Raw genomic sequence first — 16,600 nt, 5'->3', positions numbered from 1 at the left:
TAGACCTCCCCGATACTGCTTAATGTCGGAATATACGTTGCTGCACGCGGGCGAGGTCTGCGACGAACCGGGCATATTCCCGAGACCGAGCATCCTCGTCCGGAAGGCGCAGCAGAAATGAGGGGTGGACGGTGGCCAACAGCGGCGTGCCGTCTTCGAGCGCGAGCTCGCGATCTCGTGCGCTCGCTAGCGAACTGGCATGCCCCGTCAGCGATCGCAGGGCGCTGGCGCCGAGGGCGACGACAAGCCGGGGTTTCACGAACTGCAGTTCGAGATCGAGCCAGAAGCGGCAGGCCTTGATCTCCCCGACATTGGGCTTCTCATGGATGCGGCGCTTGCCGCGAAGCTGGAATTTGAAGTGCTTCACCGCATTGGTGACATAGGCGCGCGCGCGGTCGAGACCGGCTTCTCTCATCGCCCGATCGAAAACCTGACCCGCTGGCCCGACAAATGGCCGGCCGGCAAGGTCTTCCTGGTCTCCCGGCTGTTCGCCGACGAAGAGAACGCGCGCGTCCAACGGCCCTTCTCCGAAGACCGTCTGCGTGGCGTGGCAATGAAGATCGCAGCGCGTACAGCGTTGCGCCGCAGCGGCGGCATCCTGCCACGACGTGATCGCAGATTCATCGGCCGGCGGTTCGGGACGGTGCCGAAGCTGCCTGACATGTCGTGCGGGTGGCTGCGTCGGAGCGCGCATCACCATATCCTCTGCTCGCCGGGCGGCGCTTGCGATCAGAGGCTCAATCAACTCGGCCTCGGGTAGGTTCCGCCAGTATTTCACCGGCATCTCACTTTTCATCGCCTTCGGCTTCAGGCGGGCCGGATTGAAGATGTTGGCGTAGTAGGTGAGCCAATAGGCTTCCATGGCATCGCCGTCCGGCGCATCGGTCTTGCTGGCGGCCGGGCCGAACTGGAGGGCCGTACCGTCCCAGTGCAGCGACCCCTGCGGTGTCATGATCGACCAGATCATTCCTGCGAAGCGTCCCATGAAGAAGCTCGCGGCCCGTTCGAGGATGAAATGCTCCGGCTCGAACCAGGCGATGAAGGGGCCTTCCTCGCCCGCGCCCGACACGGCCCGGAAGCGGACGAAGGCCGTCATCTTGTGCAGGTCGCGGCGCACCGAGCGGGCCATGGCCTCGGCGCGTGCGATATCCGGATCGGCTGCATTGTCGAGCAAGCGCGGCTCGTCCTGCAAACGTAGCAGCAGGCGATGCAGCAAGACGAAGCGGCCGGCATCCCGATGGCAGACAACATTCTCGGCAAGCTCGATGAAACGGCGAGACACGGTCAGTGCGAGGCTTCCGTCCTCGACCGGGGCGGCGCCTTCGATCGCGAACAATCCGGCATCGCCCTCGCTCGTCAGCCAGGCGACGGCCTCAGGCTGAACGCCGGCCAGCGCCAGCCGGCGCGTTTCTCGACGCCAGCCGGCAAAATCCGCAGGGCCGTTCAGCCTGGCCGCAATCACGGGAAAAGCGACAATTGCCGCGGTTGCGGCATCAGCCGGGCCCGCAGGTTCTGCGCGTCGAGGCCGCTGCCCGGCCGCCAGCCCTCCGCCAGAATGAAATGCCGGATTGTCGTCAGCGATCGTGTCAGCCGGCCGACATCCTCAAGCCTGAGCCGGCGGAACCGTCGCGAGGTCAGGATGCGATCGACACTGCGCGTGCCCAAACCCGGCACCCGCAGCAGGGTTTCGCGGTCGGCTCGGTTCACGTCGACGGGGAAGCGTCCGCGCTCGCGCAGCGCCCAGGCGAGTTTGGGGTCGATATCGAGATCGAGCATCTCGTTGCGGCCCAGAATTTCCTCGGTCTCGAAACCATAGAAGCGCGTCAGCCAGTCGGCCTGATAAAGCCGGTGTTCGCGCATCAGCGGCGGCGGCTGGAGCGGCAACTGGCGCGAGGCATCCGGGATCGGGCTAAAGGCCGAGTAATAGACGCGCTTCAGGCCGAAGCTGCCATAGAGCCAGGCGCTGCGCTTCAGGATGGCGGAATCGCTTGCGCCATCGGCGCCGACGATCATCTGCGTGCTCTGCCCCGCCGGGGAGAAGACCTGAGCCTTCGCATTCTTGTCGCGCTCCTCGCGCGCCTCATCGATCTTCAGCTTGAGGCCGCCCATCGCGCTCTTGATCTCGCCTGCCTGCTTCTCCGGGGCAAAACGCGCAAGCGCCGCCTCGCTCGGCAATTCGACATTGATCGACACCCGGTCGGCGAAAAGCCCCGCGCGCTCGATCAGATCGCGGCTCGCGCCGGGTATCAACTTGAGGTGGATGTAGCCGCGGAACCCGTGCTGCCGGCGCAGCGTTTCGGCGACGCGCACGAGCTCGGCCATCGTGTAATCGGCTGAGCGGATGATTCCTGAGGACAGAAAAAGGCCTTCGATATAATTGCGGCGGTAGAAATTCAGGGTCAGCGCGACGACCTCCTCGACCGAAAAGCGAGCGCGGCGGACATTGCTCGACGAGCGGTTGATGCAGAAGACGCAGTCGAAGCTGCAGAAATTCGTCAGCAGGATCTTCAGCAACGAGATGCAGCGGCCATCAGGCGCATAGGAATGGCAGATACCGGAACCGGTGGTCGAGCCAAGTCCCTTCCCGTCGCGCGAATCTCGTTTGGTGCTGCTGCTCGATGCACAGGAGGCGTCGTATTTCGCGGCGTCGCTGAGAATTTCGAGCTTCTCCAGGACCGTGAGCTGTGCCATCACCCTTCCTTTTGTTCTCTATATGTTCTTAAAGGATCTGCCTGCTGAGTTCAAGTTTGACTGTCGAAGGGGGCGGGCCATCTTGGAGGCGTTCCCGGTCAAATCCACGATGAAGACAGCGCCGATTCCGCTGAAATTGAGCTATAGCGGTGCCAATGCGAGGCGATTCTGGATGCCGACAGAATGATTGAGATCAGAAGTTTTTTGCGCGGTGAGACGAACGAGCTTCATCGCGAACTGGATGCTATCGTCGGCGTCTTCTCGAACCGTGCCGAGTACGCCCGCTTCCTGCATGGTACGTTTCGCCATCGCGTGCCGGTCGAGGCGGCTTTGTCGGACGCCGCACCCGTGCGGGTTTCGCCATGGCAACCGCGCAAGCTTCTGCCTGAGTTGGAGGCGGATCTCGCCGACCTGACGCTAGCGTGTCCGGCGAGCGAACCTTTCCATCTGTCAAATGACATGGCTGCGTTCCTGGGGGCTGCCTATGTTCTTGAAGGTTCGGCCCTGGGGGCTCGGGTGCTTGTAAAGGGAGTGGAACCGCTGGGGTTCGGGCCTGAAAACGGAGCACGCTATCTTTCGGCTCAAGCCGGCTCCCTCGATAGCTGGCGCACGCTTCTCGTTGCGTTGGAGGGGCTCGACCGGCAAGCGTGGGATGCAGCCGCGCAATCGGCCAGGTCCGTTTTCGTCCACGCCATCCAGGCCTTCACATCGGAAGAACTCTCTCCTGCATGACGACCGTTGATCTGACGAACTGCGATCGCGAGCCGATCCATATTCCCGGCAGCGTCCAGCCCCATGGCTGCATGATCGTGTGCGATGCCGAGGCGGTGACGATCAGGCGCCATTCGTCGAACGCCAGCGCCTTCCTCGGGCTCAAGGAATTCGAGCTCGTCGGCCGCAGGCTCGAAGAGCTCCTCGGTGGGCCGGTCGTGCATGAGATGCGCAATGCGCTCGCGCGTTCCGGCGTTCCGTCCCGTGCGGGCTTGATGCCCCGCTATCGCCTACCTTCGCTGGATCGCGAGTTCGACATCTCGATCCATGCCTTCAAGGGCAACGCCATCATCGAATTCGAGGAGAGCGTCCCGGCCGGGCCGAGCTCGCCGCTCGAATTCGCTCGGACGTTGGTCGGCCGGCTCTCGGATGTCACGACACCGGCCCAGCTGATCAAGAATGCGGCGCGTCTGCTCAGGGCGGTACTCCAGTACGACCGGGTGATGATCTACCAGTTCGCGCCCGACGGGTCTGGCAAGGTCGTCAGCGAGGCCAAGCGCCCCGATCTCGAAAGCTTCATGGGGCAGCATTTCCCGGCGAGCGACATCCCGCAGCAGGCACGGCAGCTCTATCTGCTCAATCCGATCCGCGTGGTTTCGGATTCGAGCGGCGAGCGCTTCCCGATCATGCCCGTACTGGACGCTGCCGGAGAGCCTCTCGATCTGTCCTATGCCCATTTGCGCAGCGTCTCGCCCATCCATTGCGAATACCTCCGCAACATGGGCGTCTCGGCCTCGATGTCGGTCTCGGTCATCGTCGACGGCGCACTCTGGGGGCTGATCGCCTGCCACCATTACAGCCCGCGCTCGCTCTCGATGAACCGCCGGATCGCCGCGGAGATATTCGGTGAGTTCTTCGCGCTTCAGCTGGGTGCCCTCACGCAGAAGCAGATGCTGCTGGCCGCCGAAAGGGCGCGGGATTTTCTCAACGGCCTGCTTTCGTCCGCCGCCCATGTGACCGATGCTTCGGCGGATGCCGCGGTGATCGTGACCGAGTGGAACATCTTCCGGGCGCTCGACCTCGACCGGGTCAAGGCGGCGATGGCGGCCCCCGTCCTCGTCGACCTGCGCAATGTCTACCGGGCCGACCAGGTTCGCGCCAAGGGCTTCTCATATGCCGATGTCGGTCGCGGTCTCGCCGCTCCACAAGGCAGCGAAGCCGAAAGCGCGGCGTGAGTTGACGCGAGGCTGACCGGCCAGGTGGGGTGGCCGGGTCCGGTCTCGCGTCTGGCTTTCAGGGAACGCCCTTGCCGAAATCGCTCGCGATGCGCAGGAGATACTGTCCGTAATCGCCTTTTGCGAGCTTCTCGCCGAGCAAGGTGAGCTGCGCGGCCGAGATCCACCCCTGTCTTGCGGCGATTTCTTCGGGGCATGCGATGCGCAGTCCCTGGCGGCTTTCGAGCGTGCGGACGAACTCGCCGGCTTCGAGCAGGCTGTCGGGGGTTCCGGTATCGAGCCAGGCGAAGCCGCGGCCCATGGATTCCACCGAGAGCTGGCCGCGTTCGAGATAGATCCGGTTGACGTCGGTGATCTCGAGCTCGCCGCGCGGGGAGGGCTTCAGCGAGCGGGCGATCTCGACGACCTCGGCATCGTAGAAATACAAGCCCGTGACGGCCCAGTTCGACTTGGGGGCCTTCGGCTTCTCCTCGATCGAGATCGCCTTGCCGGCCTTGTCGAATTGGACGACGCCGTAACGCTCGGGATCGCGGACGTGATAGGCGAAGACGGTCGCGCCCGTCGTCCGGGCCGTCGCCCGGGCCATCATCTCCGGCAGGCTGTGGCCGTAATAGAGATTGTCGCCGAGGATCAGCGCGGAGGGTTTGTTCGCGACGAAATCTGCGCCGATATGGTAGGCCTGCGCCAGCCCGCCCGGATGCGGCTGCTCGGCATAGCTCAGGTTCATGCCCCAGTCGGAGCCGTCGCCGAGCAGGCGCTTGAAATGCGGCAGGTCGTGCGGCGTCGAGATGATCAGCACGTCGCGGATGCCGGCCAGCATCAGCGTCGAGAGCGGATAGTAGATCATCGGCTTGTCGTAGACAGGCAGGAGCTGCTTCGACATCGCCAGCGTCATCGGGTGCAGCCGGGTGCCGGAACCCCCGGCCAGGATGATGCCCTTCATTGTTGCTGGTCCTTGCCTTGGTCCTTGAGCAGCCGCGCGACGCAAGGCCGGAGCGAGCTTTGCCACTCCGGCAGGCGCACGCCATGAGCGAGCGCGAGTTTGCCGCAATCGAGCCGGGAGTTCGCCGGCCGGCGCGCCGGCGTCGGATAATCGGTGGTTGCGATGCGCTTGACCTGGACAGGCTTGCCGCCCTGGCGTTCGCGCTCGGCGAAGATCGCCTCGGCGACATCGGCCCAGACGGCCTCGCCCGCCGCGCTCATATGGAACACGCCGCGCAAGCGAGCTTCGTCCGTCCGGTCGGTCAGGTTGCGGGCGACGGCGAAGATCGCATCGGCGATGTCGAGCGCGCTGGTCGGACATCCCGCCTGGTCGGCGACGACGCCGACCTCGTCGCGCGTCTCGGCGAGGCGCAGCATCGTCTTGACGAAGTTCTTGCCGAAGGGGCTGTAGATCCAGGCGGTGCGCAGGATGGCGTGGTTGTCGGTCGCGGCTGCGACGGCCTGCTCGCCGGCGAGCTTGCTTGCGCCATAGGCCGAGATCGGCCCGGTCGCGTCGTCCTCGCGGTAAGCGCGGTCGAGCCCGCCGTCGAAGACATAGTCGGTCGAGAGCTGGATCATGGGAATGCCGAGCGTAGCCGCCGCCCGTGCCGCCTCGCCGGCTGCCTCGCCATTGACGCGCATGGCGAGCTCCGGCTCGCTCTCGGCCTGGTCGACGGCAGTATAGGCGGCGGTGTTGACGATGACGTCGGGCCTCGCCGAACGCAGGGCAGGTGCGACCGTCTTCGGGACGGCGAGGTCAAGGTCCGGCCGGCGCAGCGCGATGACCTCGACGCCGACGGGCACGCGCTCCAGCATGGCGCAGACGACTTGGCCGGTCCAGCCGGTGACGGCGATACGAAGGGTCATCAGTCGAAATAGCGCAGCATCTCGGCCAGGCGCGGATGCTTGCGGTCCTTGTCGGAGAGGGTGAGCTCGGAGAGCGGCAGGCGCCAGTCGATGCCGAGCGCCGGGTCGTCGAAGGCGAGCCCGTGGTCGTTCTGCGGCGCGTAGGGCGCGGTGACCTTGTAGATGACCTCGGTATCCGGCTCCAGCGTGACGAAGCCATGGGCGAAGCCGGCCGGCACCAGCAACTGCTTCCAGTTCTCGGCGGAGAGTTCGAGCGCGACATGCTTGCCGAAGGTCGGGGATGACGCCCGGATATCGACGGCGACATCGAGGATGCGGCCGCGCGTGACCCGCACCAGCTTGTCCTGCGCGAAGGGCGGCGACTGGAAATGCAGGCCGCGCAGCGTGCCGACCGGCGCCGACAATGACTGGTTGTCCTGGACGAAGTCGAGATCGATCCCGGCCTCCGCGAAGGCCTTGCGGCTCCAGGTCTCCGAGAAGAAGCCGCGATGATCGCCGAACTTCTTCGGCGTGACGATCTTGACGGCCAGGATCGCCGTGTCCTCGACGCTCAGCATGTTCCTGTCTCCGCTCAGGCCGCGCCGAGGCGTTCGCCGCGATAAGTTCCGGAGCGGATATCGCCCCACCAGCCCGCATTGGCGAGATACCATTCGACCGTGCGGCGCAAGCCCGTCTCGAAGGTCTCCTTCGGGGTCCAGCCGAGCTCGCGGCCGATCTTGCCGGCATCGATCGCATAGCGTGCATCATGGCCCGGCCGGTCGGTGACGTAAGCGATCAGGCGCTCGCGCGAGCCCTTCGGGTCGGGGCGGAGCTCGTCGAGCAGGGCGCAGATGGTCTTCACCACCTCGATATTGGTCTTCTCGTTATGGCCGCCGATATTGTAGCTCTCGCCCAGCTTGCCGGTGGTCGCGACGGTGAGCAGCGCATCGGCATGGTCGTCGACATAGAGCCAGTCGCGCACATTGAGCCCGTTGCCGTAGACCGGCAGGGGCTTGCCCTCGAGCGCATTGATGATCATCAGCGGGATCAGCTTCTCCGGGAAGTGATAGGGCCCGTAATTGTTCGAGCAGTTGGTCATCACCACCGGCAGGCCGTAGGTATGGTGCCAGGCGCGCACGAGATGGTCGGACGCGGCCTTGGAGGCCGAATAGGGCGAGTTCGGCTGATAGGCCGTATCCTCGCGGAAGAAGCCATCAGTGCCGAGCGAGCCGAAGACCTCGTCGGTCGAGATATGGTGGAAGCGGAAGCGTGCCTTGCGATCCTCCGGCAGTGCCCGGAAATGGCGCAGTGCCTCCTGCAGCAGCGTGAACGAGCCGACGACATTGGTCTCGATGAAGGCAGCCGGGCCATCGATCGAGCGGTCGACATGGCTCTCGGCGGCGAGATGCATGACGATATCGGGCTGGAAATCCAGGAAGATCGCTTTCATCCGCTCGCCATCCCCGATATCGGCCTGCTCGAAGCGATAGCGGTTGCTGCGCGAGACCGGCTCCAGCGAGGCGAGGTTGCCGGCATAGGTCAGCTTGTCGACGACGCAGACTTCATGCTCCGTCTCCGCGATCAGCTTGCGCACCACCGCAGAGCCGATGAAACCCGCACCCCCCGTCACAAGAAATCTCAGAGACATCCGAAGCAATCCTGAAGCGGGGTGGGGTGAAGACCGGGATAGGGAGCGAGCAAGGCGAGCAACCCCCCACGAACGGCAGTACGAAGGCTCGGATCGCTCAACATCACTATCGGCGTCAACTCGTTTCCCGTATTTACCTTACGATACCTGCCGCGAGGCGGCGTTGCATGACAGCAGAACGACCGAAACGCGACAGGACAAAGACCGATCGTTCTGCGAGCCATGATGGCGCTCAGGCGCGCTCGAGCGCAACCGCAATGCCTTGGCCGACGCCGATGCACATCGTCGCGAGCGCGCGGCGCTTGCCGGTGAGCGCGAGTTCGAGCGCCGCCGTGCCGGTGATGCGGGCGCCGGACATGCCGAGCGGATGGCCGAGCGCGATCGCGCCGCCATTCGGGTTAACATGCGCGCCGTCCTCGGCGATGCCAAGTTCGCGCAGCACGGCGATGCCCTGCGAGGCGAAGGCCTCGTTCAGCTCGACCACGTCGAAATCGGTGGGCTTGAGGCCGAGGCGCTCGCAGAGCTTGCGCGTCGCCGGGATCGGTCCGAGACCCATGACGCGCGGAGCGATGCCGCCGGTCGCGCCGCCGAGCACACGCGCGATCGGCGTCAGCCCGTATTTCGCAGCCGTCTTCTCGGAGGCGATGATCAGCGCCGCCGCGCCGTCATTCACACCCGAGGCGTTGCCGGCGGTGACGGTGCCGCCTTCCTTGCGGAACGGCGTGCCGAGCTTGGCGAGCTTCTCCAGCGTGGTGTCGCCGCGCGGATGCTCGTCGCTCTCGACGCGGATGGGATCGCCCTTCCGCTGCGGGATCAGGACGGGAACGATCTCCTTGCCGAGCCGGCCATTCTGCTGTGCGGCGACGGCCTTCAATTGCGAGCGCAGCGCGAAGGCGTCCTGGTCGGCGCGGCTGATCTTGCAGTCGGCGGCAACGTTCTCGCCGGTCTCCGGCATGGAATCGATGCCGTATTGCGCNCGCAGCGCGAAGGCGTCCTGGTCGGCGCGGCTGATCTTGCAGTCGGCGGCAACGTTCTCGCCGGTCTCCGGCATGGAATCGATGCCGTATTGCGCCTTCATCAGCGGATTGACGAAGCGCCAGCCGATCGTGGTGTCGTGGATCTCGGCATGGCGCGAGAAGGCGCTGTCGGCCTTGGGCAGGACGAAGGGCGCGCGCGACATGCTCTCGACGCCGCCGGCGATCATCAATTCGGCCTCGCCGGCCTTGATCGCGCGCGCCGCGGCGATGACGGCGTCCATGCCGGAACCGCAGAGCCGGTTGATGGTCGTGCCCGGCACCTCCTTGGGCAGACCGGCGAGCAGCAGCGACATGCGCGCGACATTGCGGTTGTCCTCGCCCGCCTGATTGGCGCAGCCGAAGATCACGTCGTCCACCGCGCCGAAATCCACGCCTGGATTGCGCTCGACCAGCGCCTTCAGCGGCACGGCGCCAAGGTCGTCCGCCCGGACGGAGGAGAGCGAGCCGCCGAAGCGCCCGATCGGCGTGCGGACATAGGCGCAGATGAAGGCTTCGGTCATGTCGTTGGGTCCTGCTGTCTCGAAGGCGGTGCTGATCGGCTCAGATACGATAGAATTCCCGATACCAGGCGACGAAGCGAGCGATTCCTGTCTCGATCGGCGTGTCCGGCCGGAAATCGACGCGCGCGGCCAGGTCCGCCACGTCGGCATAGGTGGCCTGGACGTCGCCGGGCTGAGCGGGCAGGTGTCGCTTGATCGCCTTGCGGCCACAGGCGGCCTCGATCGTCGCGATGAAATGATCGAGGCGCACGGGCGTATGGTTGCCGATATTGTAGAGGCGCCAGGGCGCGGCAGCCGTGGCCGGATCCGCCTCTGCCTTGGCAGCATCCGGATTCGCCCGCGGCGGCAGGCCCGCCAGCCGCACGATCGCTTCGCGGATATCATCGACATAGGTGAAGTCGCGGCTCATCGCGGCCTCGTCATAGACGTCGATGGGCCGGCCTTCGAGAATCGCCTTGGTGAACTTGAAATAGGCCATGTCCGGCCTGCCCCAGGGGCCGTAGACCGTGAAGAAGCGCAGGCCCGTCGTCGGGATGCCGTAGAGATGGGCATAGGAATGCGCCATCAGCTCGTTGGCGCGCTTGGTCGCCGCATAGAGCGAGATCGGGTGATCGGCACCGTCATGCTCGCTGAACGGCACCTTGGCATTGGCGCCGTAGACGGAGCTCGACGAGGCATAGACCAGATGGTCGACGGGGTTGTGCCGGCAGGCTTCGAGCACGGACAGGAAGCCGTCGAGATTGGAGGCGGCGTAGGCGCGCGGGTTCTCGAGCGAGTAGCGCACGCCGGCCTGCGCCGCGAGATGGATCACCACCTGCGGCCGGAAGGCGGCGAAGGCGGCGAGCACGGCGTCGTAATCGGCAATGTCGATCCGCTCGAAGGAGAAGCCGTTGCGCGCGAGGAGCCGGTCGAGCCGGGCCTGCTTGAGAGCGGGATCGTAATAGGGCGCGAGGTTGTCGATGCCGAGGACCTCGACACCCCGATCGAGCAGGGCCTCGGCGACATGGAAGCCGACAAAGCCGGCCGCACCGGTCAGCAACACGCGTTCGAACGAAGGGGCCTGGTCCAACTGGTCTTCCCGTAGAGCGGTTGCGGGCCTGTCGCGCCGCATCCCGTGCGATGGTTCTTTGCCGGCTGTTCTGCCCGGCATGCGATCCTGTCGTCCCGCGCAGCCTAACGTGTCTGTGCCGCAGCGAAGGCGAGGTTTTCGGCGAGCAGCGCTTCGGCCGCGTCCGGTGTCGGCGCCTCGACATAGACGCGCAGCTCAGGAGCGTTTCCGGAGGCCCGGAAATGCACCGTCGCGCCGTTGCCCAGCGTCAATCGCAGGCCGTCCCGGCGGTCACGCGCCGCGACCGCGCCATGGGCGGCGAAAGCCGCATCCCGAAAGCCGGCATCCTCCGTGTCCAGCCTGGCGATCAGGGCCGCCGTCCGGTCCTGTGGCACCTCCTGCAGCCGGTTCGACAGGGCGATGGCGAAGCGGGCCTGCGCCGCGATGGCGCTCAACGGCTGCTGCGCGGCGCGGGCCAGCGCCAGCGTCGCCACGATCGGCAGCAGGGCGTCGCGGGTCGGCAGGGCGGCGAGGCGGCGGCCGTCGCGCGCGACATCCGAACCCAGCAGGACCCCGCCATTGGCCTCGAACCCGACGATGATCCCGGCGCCTTCGGTTCGCGCTTGCTCCATGCCGGCGATGACATAGGGCGAACCGACGCGCGTGCGCAGGACCTTCGCGAAGGCCCCCGGGCGGTCGAGTGCCGAATTCGAGGTCACCGGCGTCACGATCGCATCCGCCCCGAGGAAGCGTGCGGTGAGGGCGCCGACGAGGTCGCCGCGCAGGAAGCGGCCGGTTTCATCGGCGACCAGCGGACGATCCGCATCCCCGTCGGTCGAGACGATCGCATCGAGTCTGCGCTCGCCGGCCCAGAGCCGCGCCAGGTCCTCGTCCTCGGGACGGAGCGCTTCGGTATCGACCGGGATGAAGCTCTCGCTGCGGCCCAGCGCGACCGGCGTCGCACCGAGTCCGGTCAGCGCGTCGCAGATGACGTCGCGGCCGACGGAGGAATGCTGATAGACGCCGACGACCAGCCCCTCGAGCGCACGCCCGAAGAAGTCGGCATAGCGGGCGCTGTATCGGGAGAGCACGTCGCGCGACGCGGGCGCGACCGAGATGGCCGGGACGGTGGTCAGTGCGAGCGCGCCATGCGCCGCAAGGATGCGCGCTTCGTCGGCTTTGTCGATCTCGCCGCCGGCACGGTAGAATTTCAGGCCGTTCCGATCGTCGGGGATATGGCTGCCCGTCACCATAACGGCCGGGCTGCCGGCGGTCATGGCGGCCAGCGCCAGAGCCGGTGTCGGCACGGCCCCGCAATCGACGGGCGCGAGCCCGGCATCGGCGATCGCTTGCGCGCATTGCATCGCGATGAGCGGGCTGGAGGAACGCAGGTCGCGCCCGATCAGCACCTCGCCGCGCGGTCCGGCGGCCCCGTCCTCCTGCAGCATGGCGCAGAAGGCACGGACATGGGCATAGGTCGGCAGGCCGACCAGCTCGGTCACGAGGCCGCGCAGGCCGGAGGTTCCGAATTTCAGGCTGGTCATGCCTCGAATGTTCCTCGACACGTCGCTCGGGCGCATACCTAGCCCGGCGAAGCCGCGCAAGTCACGCCATCCGGGTCAAAACCACCGCAGGTCACGCGATCCGGCCCGTCTCCATTGTCTTGGGAGGCGATTGCCTTAGATTGTCGCGGCAATCGGCCATGAATGATTCAGCGCCCGGTCGGACCGTATGACAGATCGCAGCTTGGCGACACGTTTGGCTCTGGTGCTCGTTGCTGCGGTTGCCGCTGCCGCCGTCGTTACGCAATTTGCGCCTGATGACGGCCAGGCCGAGGTCGCCGCTGTGAACTATGTGCCTGTGACGCCGGTCAAGGTCGCGCCACCCAAGCCGCCGCCGAAAGAACCCGACTCGGTGCTGACGCCCTCCCGCCGCGCTGCGCGCCTGGGGATGACGCTGGTGATCGACGGACAGATCGATCCGCTGGAGGCGACGGTGTTTCGCAACGCGCAGACCGTGATCCACCTGCGCCATCTCGCCGGGCTGGCGCGCGACGCAGTCTGCCATGGTCAGGATGGCTTGCCTTGGAATTGCGGCCTGCAGGCCAGGTCCGCGCTGATCACGGCCCTGCGCTCGGATCGCGTCCGCTGCCAGCCTGCCCTCGACGCGCCGGGCGAGAAGGACAGTTTCCAGTGCTGGGTCGGCGGGCAGGATCTGTCGCGATTGCTGATCCGCGGCGGCTGGGCGCGCCCCTTGCGATTGCACGCCGCGACCTATGCCGCCGAGCTCGATGCCGCCATGGCGGCGAAATCGGGCCTATGGCGGGGGACCTGGCCGCGCGGTGAGGGAGCGCCAACCCCGGTGGGGAGCGGTACTGCCAGCGCCGGTCCGTGAGCCGGCAATGGCATCGAATCAAAAAGTGGAATCCACTTTTCCGACAAATCTGATTCGATGATCCAGTAGGCTTCCCGGCTCAGGCGGCCGCGTCGATGCCGGCCTGTTCCACGGCCGACATGTCGCCCCTTCCGACATCGGCATATGAGAAGCCCTTGGCGCGGACCTGGTCGGCGCGGTAGACGTTGCGCAGATCGACGAGGACGGGGGCCGCCATGGCGGCCTTGACGCGGTCGAGATCGAGCGCGCGGAAGATGTTCCACTCGGTCACGATCACCGCGGCATCCGCAACGACGCGGGGCTTCGTCGTTCCCACGAAGCAATGGCCAATGGAACAAGCCGGGTCTCAAGCTGGGCTGAAGTCGGCCAGTGTTCCCCAGCGCGGCCCTGCGAGTTCATCGCGCTACGGCTCCGACGGGCCTGAAATCACCTCGACGCACCGATGCTGATGACAAGGTTGCACAGCCTGGGTGCATGCTTGGCCCGCATGATCGACCGAAGCGGTGCGCCGGACGGGGCCCTTGCCTCTGCAAATCCGGATCGGCGAACATCGGGTTCCTTTCGGCTCGCCATGGCGGGCCGGCCAAGAGAACGAGAGGCGAGGGCAGATGAGCGGATTCTTGATCGCGGGCGGCCGTGTCGTCGATCCGGAAAGCGGGCATGACGGCATCGCCGACGTCGCCATCGCCGACGGAAAGATCGTTGCGATCGGTTCCGGCCTCGGCACTGCCGAGCGCGTGATCGATGCGCGTGGGCTGATCGTCGCGCCCGGCTTCATCGACCTTCATGCCCATGGCCAGTCGATCCCGGCCGACCGGATGCAGGCTTTCGACGGCGTCACCACGACATTGGACCTCGAAGCCGGGGTGCTGCCGGTCGCCTCCTGGTATCGCCGGCAGGCGGAGCAGGGCCGTATCCTGAATTACGGCGCCGCCACGAACTGGGCCTTCGCCCGGATCGGCGCGATGATCGGGATCAACGAGGAATCCTCTCTGGAGGCGTTCGGGCGCGCCATGCGCGATCCGCGCTGGATGGACAATATCTCCTCGCCTTCCGAGCAGCAGAACATCCTCGACCGTATCGCGGCAGGACTCGACGAAGGCGGCATCGGCATCGGCATCCTGAACGCCTACGCGCCCGGCGCGGGCGTGCAGGAACTGACGGCGCTCTGCCAGCTCGCGGCCGAGCGCGGCGTGCCGACCTTCACCCATATCGCCTATATGGCGAACACCGATCCCAAGAGCGCCGCGGAGGCTTATGTGCGCCTGATCGGCTATGCCGGCGCGACCGGCGCGCATATGCACATCTGCCACTTCAACAGCTCCAGCAAGACCGATATCGAGCGCTGTGCGCGGTTGATCAGGAAAGCGCAGGAACAGGGGCTGCCGATTACGGTGGAAGCCTATCCCTATGGCACGGGCTCGACCGTGATCGCCGCCGCGTTCTTCAGCGACCCGGAGTTCGAAAGCCGCAACGACACGCGCTACCAGCAGATCCAGCTCGTCACGAGCGGGCGCCGGATCCAGGACCGCGAGGACCTGCTCTCGACCCAATCCGAGGATCCTTCGCAGCTTGTCCTCTGGCATGTGCTCGATACCGAGAACAACGCCCGCCATCGCGACATGCTCGATCTTTCGGTGCTGTATCCCGGCGGCGCGATCGCATCGGATGCCATGCCCTGGTCGATGCCGGACGGGTCGAGCTATACCGGCGATGCCTGGCCGCTGCCCGAGGAGGCGACCTCGCATCCGCGCTCGTCGGGCACCTTCACGCGCTTCCTGCGCCACTGGGTGCGCGAGCGGCAGGCGATCGGGCTCAGCGAGGGCATCGCGAAATGCACGCTGATCCCGGCCGAAATCCTGGCCGCGAGCACGCCTGCGATGCGGGAGAAGGGCCGGCTGAAGGCGGGAGCCGATGCCGATGTCGTCGTCTTCGACCTGGACAAGCTGACCGACCGCGCCGAGTTCTCAGCGATGAACCGCCCGGCCGAAGGCGTCCGGCACCTTGTCGTCAGCGGAGAGCCTGTCATCACGGACGGGCTGATGAATGTCGCTGCCAGGCCGGGCCAGCCGGTGCGCCGCCCCTTCGGCAGGGCAGCCTGAAGCATGTCGGTTCCGGTTCTGCTGGTCACGGGCTTTCTCGGGGCCGGCAAGACGACGCTGGTCAACCGTCTCCTGCAGCAGGCGGACGGCCGCCGGATCGCGGCCGTCGTCAATGATTTCGGCGCGATCAACATCGATGCCGAGCTGATCGCCGGCGCCGAGGACGGGGTCGTCAGCCTCGCCAATGGCTGCATCTGCTGCTCGCTGGAGGGCGACCTGCTTCGGACGCTCGCCAATCTGCTGCGGCGAAGCCCGCGTCCCGAGGCCATCGTGATCGAGACCAGCGGCGTTGCCGATCCCGAGGATATCATCCGTAATCTGATGGATCCGGTGATCTGGCGCGAAGCCCCGCTGGAGACGGTGCTGTGCGTTGCCGATGCGGCATCGCCGGAGGCGGATCTGAGCGACCCCTTGCTCCTGAGCCAGTTGCGAGCCGCCGATCTCGTCGCTCTCAGCAAGGGAGATCTCGTCGACAGGGCAGCTCTCGACGCGCGCCGCCTTGCATTGTCGCAGGTCAATCGCAGGGCCACCCTCGTCGAGGCGACGGGCGGTGATATTCCGCTCGATCTCGTCTTTCCCGAGGTCGGGACTGCGCGCGAGCGGACGACGCGCCCGAAACGACCTAGCATCGACCGTTTCGAGAGCTTTAGCTGGACGTCCAGTGAGCCGATTTCGCTGGCCGGTTTCCAGCAGGCGATCGGCCAGCTTGCGCCGCGGCTCGTCCGCGCGAAAGGGCTCTTCGAAACGGTGGAGCAGCCGGATCGCCGCTATCTCTTCCAGCTCGCGGGCGGGAAGGCCACGCTGGCGCCGCTCGATCGGGACGATCCGGGGCAGGGCGGCACGCGCATCGTCTTCATCGCGGAGATCGACAAGACCGCTCAAGCGGAGATCGACGAGGCGATGAGCCGGGCTGGGCGAAGGTCCGGATAAGCATCTCCGGAGGGCCCGGTCGGGCTGTCGGGTTCAGTGCTGCAATCTGCCGAGAGTGGCAGAGTGCGGTCTCGAAGCAGGTTCCAGCACGCGTCGGCCGACTGATCTTGATCGCAGGTGCAACGGATGACGGCAGGGAGGTGCGTCAGGCCAGCTTCAGCAGCCCAATACCTGCGACCACAAAGCCGACACCGATCCATCCCGCACTCGTCAGCCTCTGCCGGAAGAGCACGAACGCCGCCAGGGCCGTGAGGATGATGCCGGCTCCACCCCACAGCGCGTAGGCGATCGACAGGTCGATCCCGCGGATCGCCTGAGAGAGCGCCGTCACGGACAGCAGGATGCACGCGATTCCGAGGAGCCCGACAGTCAGCCGCCGGAAGCCGTCGGACAGCTTGATGAAGACGTTGGCCGCGACCTCCAGCCCGATGGCGCCGAGCATCCAGAGGATATGGGCAAGCTGGGTGTTCTGCATCG

The 16,600-nt window shown here is 66.1% G+C and carries 15 protein-coding genes and 1 pseudogene; 5 read left to right on the top strand and 11 right to left on the bottom strand.

The window, feature by feature from the left end:
* Positions 1 to 19: 19 nt before the first annotated feature.
* Positions 20 to 1,462 carry a UdgX family uracil-DNA binding protein gene (locus Q9235_RS26420; protein WP_306224689.1) on the bottom strand — a complete coding sequence of 481 codons (1,443 nt, stop codon included), beginning with the start codon at positions 1,460 to 1,462 and terminating at the stop codon, positions 20 to 22.
* Positions 1,459 to 2,691 carry a putative DNA modification/repair radical SAM protein gene (locus Q9235_RS26415; protein WP_306224688.1) on the bottom strand — a complete coding sequence of 411 codons (1,233 nt, stop codon included), beginning with the start codon at positions 2,689 to 2,691 and terminating at the stop codon, positions 1,459 to 1,461. Before Q9235_RS26415 ends, Q9235_RS26420 begins: the two co-directional genes overlap by 4 nt.
* 183 nt (positions 2,692 to 2,874) lie before the next feature.
* On the opposite strand from Q9235_RS26415, the gene Q9235_RS26410 reads away from it, so the two are divergent.
* Together Q9235_RS26410 and Q9235_RS26405 are read left to right on the top strand one after the other, a co-directional pair.
* Complete coding sequence (locus tag Q9235_RS26410; RefSeq protein WP_306224687.1) at positions 2,875 to 3,423, top strand: biliverdin-producing heme oxygenase; 549 nt, start codon at positions 2,875 to 2,877, stop codon at positions 3,421 to 3,423.
* Entirely contained in the window at positions 3,420 to 4,637 is a 1,218-nt protein-coding gene (locus Q9235_RS26405; RefSeq protein ID WP_306224686.1) for a GAF domain-containing protein, read from the top strand. Before Q9235_RS26410 ends, Q9235_RS26405 begins: the two co-directional genes overlap by 4 nt.
* A 58-nt stretch (positions 4,638 to 4,695) precedes the next feature.
* Here the strand turns inward: Q9235_RS26405 and rfbA are convergent, their stop codons facing one another.
* The 7 genes from rfbA to Q9235_RS26370 form a co-directional block, all read right to left on the bottom strand.
* Positions 4,696 to 5,580, bottom strand: a complete 885-nt coding sequence (gene rfbA, locus Q9235_RS26400) for a glucose-1-phosphate thymidylyltransferase RfbA (RefSeq protein WP_306224685.1) — start codon at positions 5,578 to 5,580, stop codon at positions 4,696 to 4,698.
* Positions 5,577 to 6,485, bottom strand: coding sequence for a dTDP-4-dehydrorhamnose reductase (rfbD, locus tag Q9235_RS26395; protein ID WP_306224684.1), 909 nt, complete (start codon positions 6,483 to 6,485; stop codon positions 5,577 to 5,579). The genes rfbA and rfbD overlap by 4 nt, the downstream gene beginning before the upstream one ends.
* A complete protein-coding gene (gene rfbC / locus Q9235_RS26390) occupies positions 6,485 to 7,042 on the bottom strand; it encodes a dTDP-4-dehydrorhamnose 3,5-epimerase (protein WP_306224683.1) in 558 nt (185 codons plus the stop codon). Before rfbC ends, rfbD begins: the two co-directional genes overlap by 1 nt.
* Before the next feature lie 14 nt (positions 7,043 to 7,056).
* Positions 7,057 to 8,112: a dTDP-glucose 4,6-dehydratase gene (rfbB, locus tag Q9235_RS26385; protein WP_306224682.1), complete on the bottom strand. Its 1,056-nt coding sequence runs from the start codon at positions 8,110 to 8,112 to the stop codon at positions 7,057 to 7,059.
* 232 nt (positions 8,113 to 8,344) lie between these two features.
* Positions 8,345 to 9,649, bottom strand: a complete 1,305-nt coding sequence (locus Q9235_RS26380) for a thiolase family protein (RefSeq protein ID WP_306224681.1) — start codon at positions 9,647 to 9,649, stop codon at positions 8,345 to 8,347.
* 40 nt (positions 9,650 to 9,689) lie between these two features.
* Positions 9,690 to 10,718 carry an NAD-dependent epimerase gene (locus Q9235_RS26375; protein WP_306224680.1) on the bottom strand — a complete coding sequence of 343 codons (1,029 nt, stop codon included), beginning with the start codon at positions 10,716 to 10,718 and terminating at the stop codon, positions 9,690 to 9,692.
* Between the two features lie 104 nt (positions 10,719 to 10,822).
* A complete protein-coding gene (locus tag Q9235_RS26370) occupies positions 10,823 to 12,241 on the bottom strand; it encodes a phosphomannomutase (RefSeq protein ID WP_306224679.1) in 1,419 nt (472 codons plus the stop codon).
* A 202-nt stretch (positions 12,242 to 12,443) separates the two neighbouring features.
* On the opposite strand from Q9235_RS26370, the gene Q9235_RS26365 reads away from it, so the two are divergent.
* Positions 12,444 to 13,091 (top strand): thermonuclease family protein, encoded by a 648-nt coding sequence (locus Q9235_RS26365; protein ID WP_306224678.1) that lies wholly within the window; start codon positions 12,444 to 12,446, stop codon positions 13,089 to 13,091.
* A 79-nt stretch (positions 13,092 to 13,170) separates the two neighbouring features.
* Here Q9235_RS26365 and Q9235_RS26360 read toward each other — a convergent pair.
* Positions 13,171 to 13,380: pseudogene (locus tag Q9235_RS26360) on the bottom strand (UDP binding domain-containing protein); the annotation flags it as partial.
* 319 nt (positions 13,381 to 13,699) lie between these two features.
* On the opposite strand from Q9235_RS26360, the gene Q9235_RS26355 reads away from it, so the two are divergent.
* Positions 13,700 to 15,193 (top strand): amidohydrolase family protein, encoded by a 1,494-nt coding sequence (locus Q9235_RS26355; protein WP_306224677.1) that lies wholly within the window; start codon positions 13,700 to 13,702, stop codon positions 15,191 to 15,193.
* A gap of 3 nt (positions 15,194 to 15,196) precedes the next feature.
* A complete protein-coding gene (locus tag Q9235_RS26350) occupies positions 15,197 to 16,123 on the top strand; it encodes a CobW family GTP-binding protein (protein WP_306224676.1) in 927 nt (308 codons plus the stop codon).
* Positions 16,124 to 16,268: 145 nt separating this feature from the next.
* Here Q9235_RS26350 and mdtI read toward each other — a convergent pair whose 3' ends face one another.
* The gene (mdtI, locus tag Q9235_RS26345; RefSeq protein WP_306224675.1) at positions 16,269 to 16,598 is read right to left on the bottom strand and encodes a multidrug/spermidine efflux SMR transporter subunit MdtI; all 330 of its coding nucleotides are present in this window, start codon (positions 16,596 to 16,598) and stop codon (positions 16,269 to 16,271) included.
* Positions 16,599 to 16,600 lie beyond the last annotated feature (2 nt).

Origin of the sequence: Bosea beijingensis (assembly GCF_030758975.1) — a bacterium.
GTDB lineage: Bacteria > Pseudomonadota > Alphaproteobacteria > Rhizobiales > Beijerinckiaceae > Allobosea > Allobosea beijingensis.
The sequence above is the reverse complement of the archived record's forward strand: the minus strand, read 5'-3'. Positions and strand labels throughout refer to the sequence as shown.

Bases quoted from the DNA above. Each gene is read 5' to 3' on its own strand.
- Q9235_RS26415 (WP_306224688.1), bottom strand. From the start codon at position 2,691: ATGGCACAGCTCACGGTCCTGGAGAAGCTCGAAATTCTCAGCGACGCC.
- Q9235_RS26410 (WP_306224687.1), top strand. From the start codon at position 2,875: ATGATTGAGATCAGAAGTTTTTTGCGCGGTGAGACGAACGAGCTTCAT.
- Q9235_RS26405 (WP_306224686.1), top strand. From the start codon at position 3,420: ATGACGACCGTTGATCTGACGAACTGCGATCGCGAGCCGATCCATATT.
- rfbA (WP_306224685.1), bottom strand. From the start codon at position 5,580: ATGAAGGGCATCATCCTGGCCGGGGGTTCCGGCACCCGGCTGCACCCG.
- rfbD (WP_306224684.1), bottom strand. From the start codon at position 6,485: ATGACCCTTCGTATCGCCGTCACCGGCTGGACCGGCCAAGTCGTCTGC.
- rfbC (WP_306224683.1), bottom strand. From the start codon at position 7,042: ATGCTGAGCGTCGAGGACACGGCGATCCTGGCCGTCAAGATCGTCACG.
- rfbB (WP_306224682.1), bottom strand. From the start codon at position 8,112: ATGTCTCTGAGATTTCTTGTGACGGGGGGTGCGGGTTTCATCGGCTCT.
- Q9235_RS26370 (WP_306224679.1), bottom strand. From the start codon at position 12,241: ATGACCAGCCTGAAATTCGGAACCTCCGGCCTGCGCGGCCTCGTGACC.
- Q9235_RS26355 (WP_306224677.1), top strand. From the start codon at position 13,700: ATGAGCGGATTCTTGATCGCGGGCGGCCGTGTCGTCGATCCGGAAAGC.
- Q9235_RS26350 (WP_306224676.1), top strand. From the start codon at position 15,197: ATGTCGGTTCCGGTTCTGCTGGTCACGGGCTTTCTCGGGGCCGGCAAG.
- mdtI (WP_306224675.1), bottom strand. From the start codon at position 16,598: ATGCAGAACACCCAGCTTGCCCATATCCTCTGGATGCTCGGCGCCATC.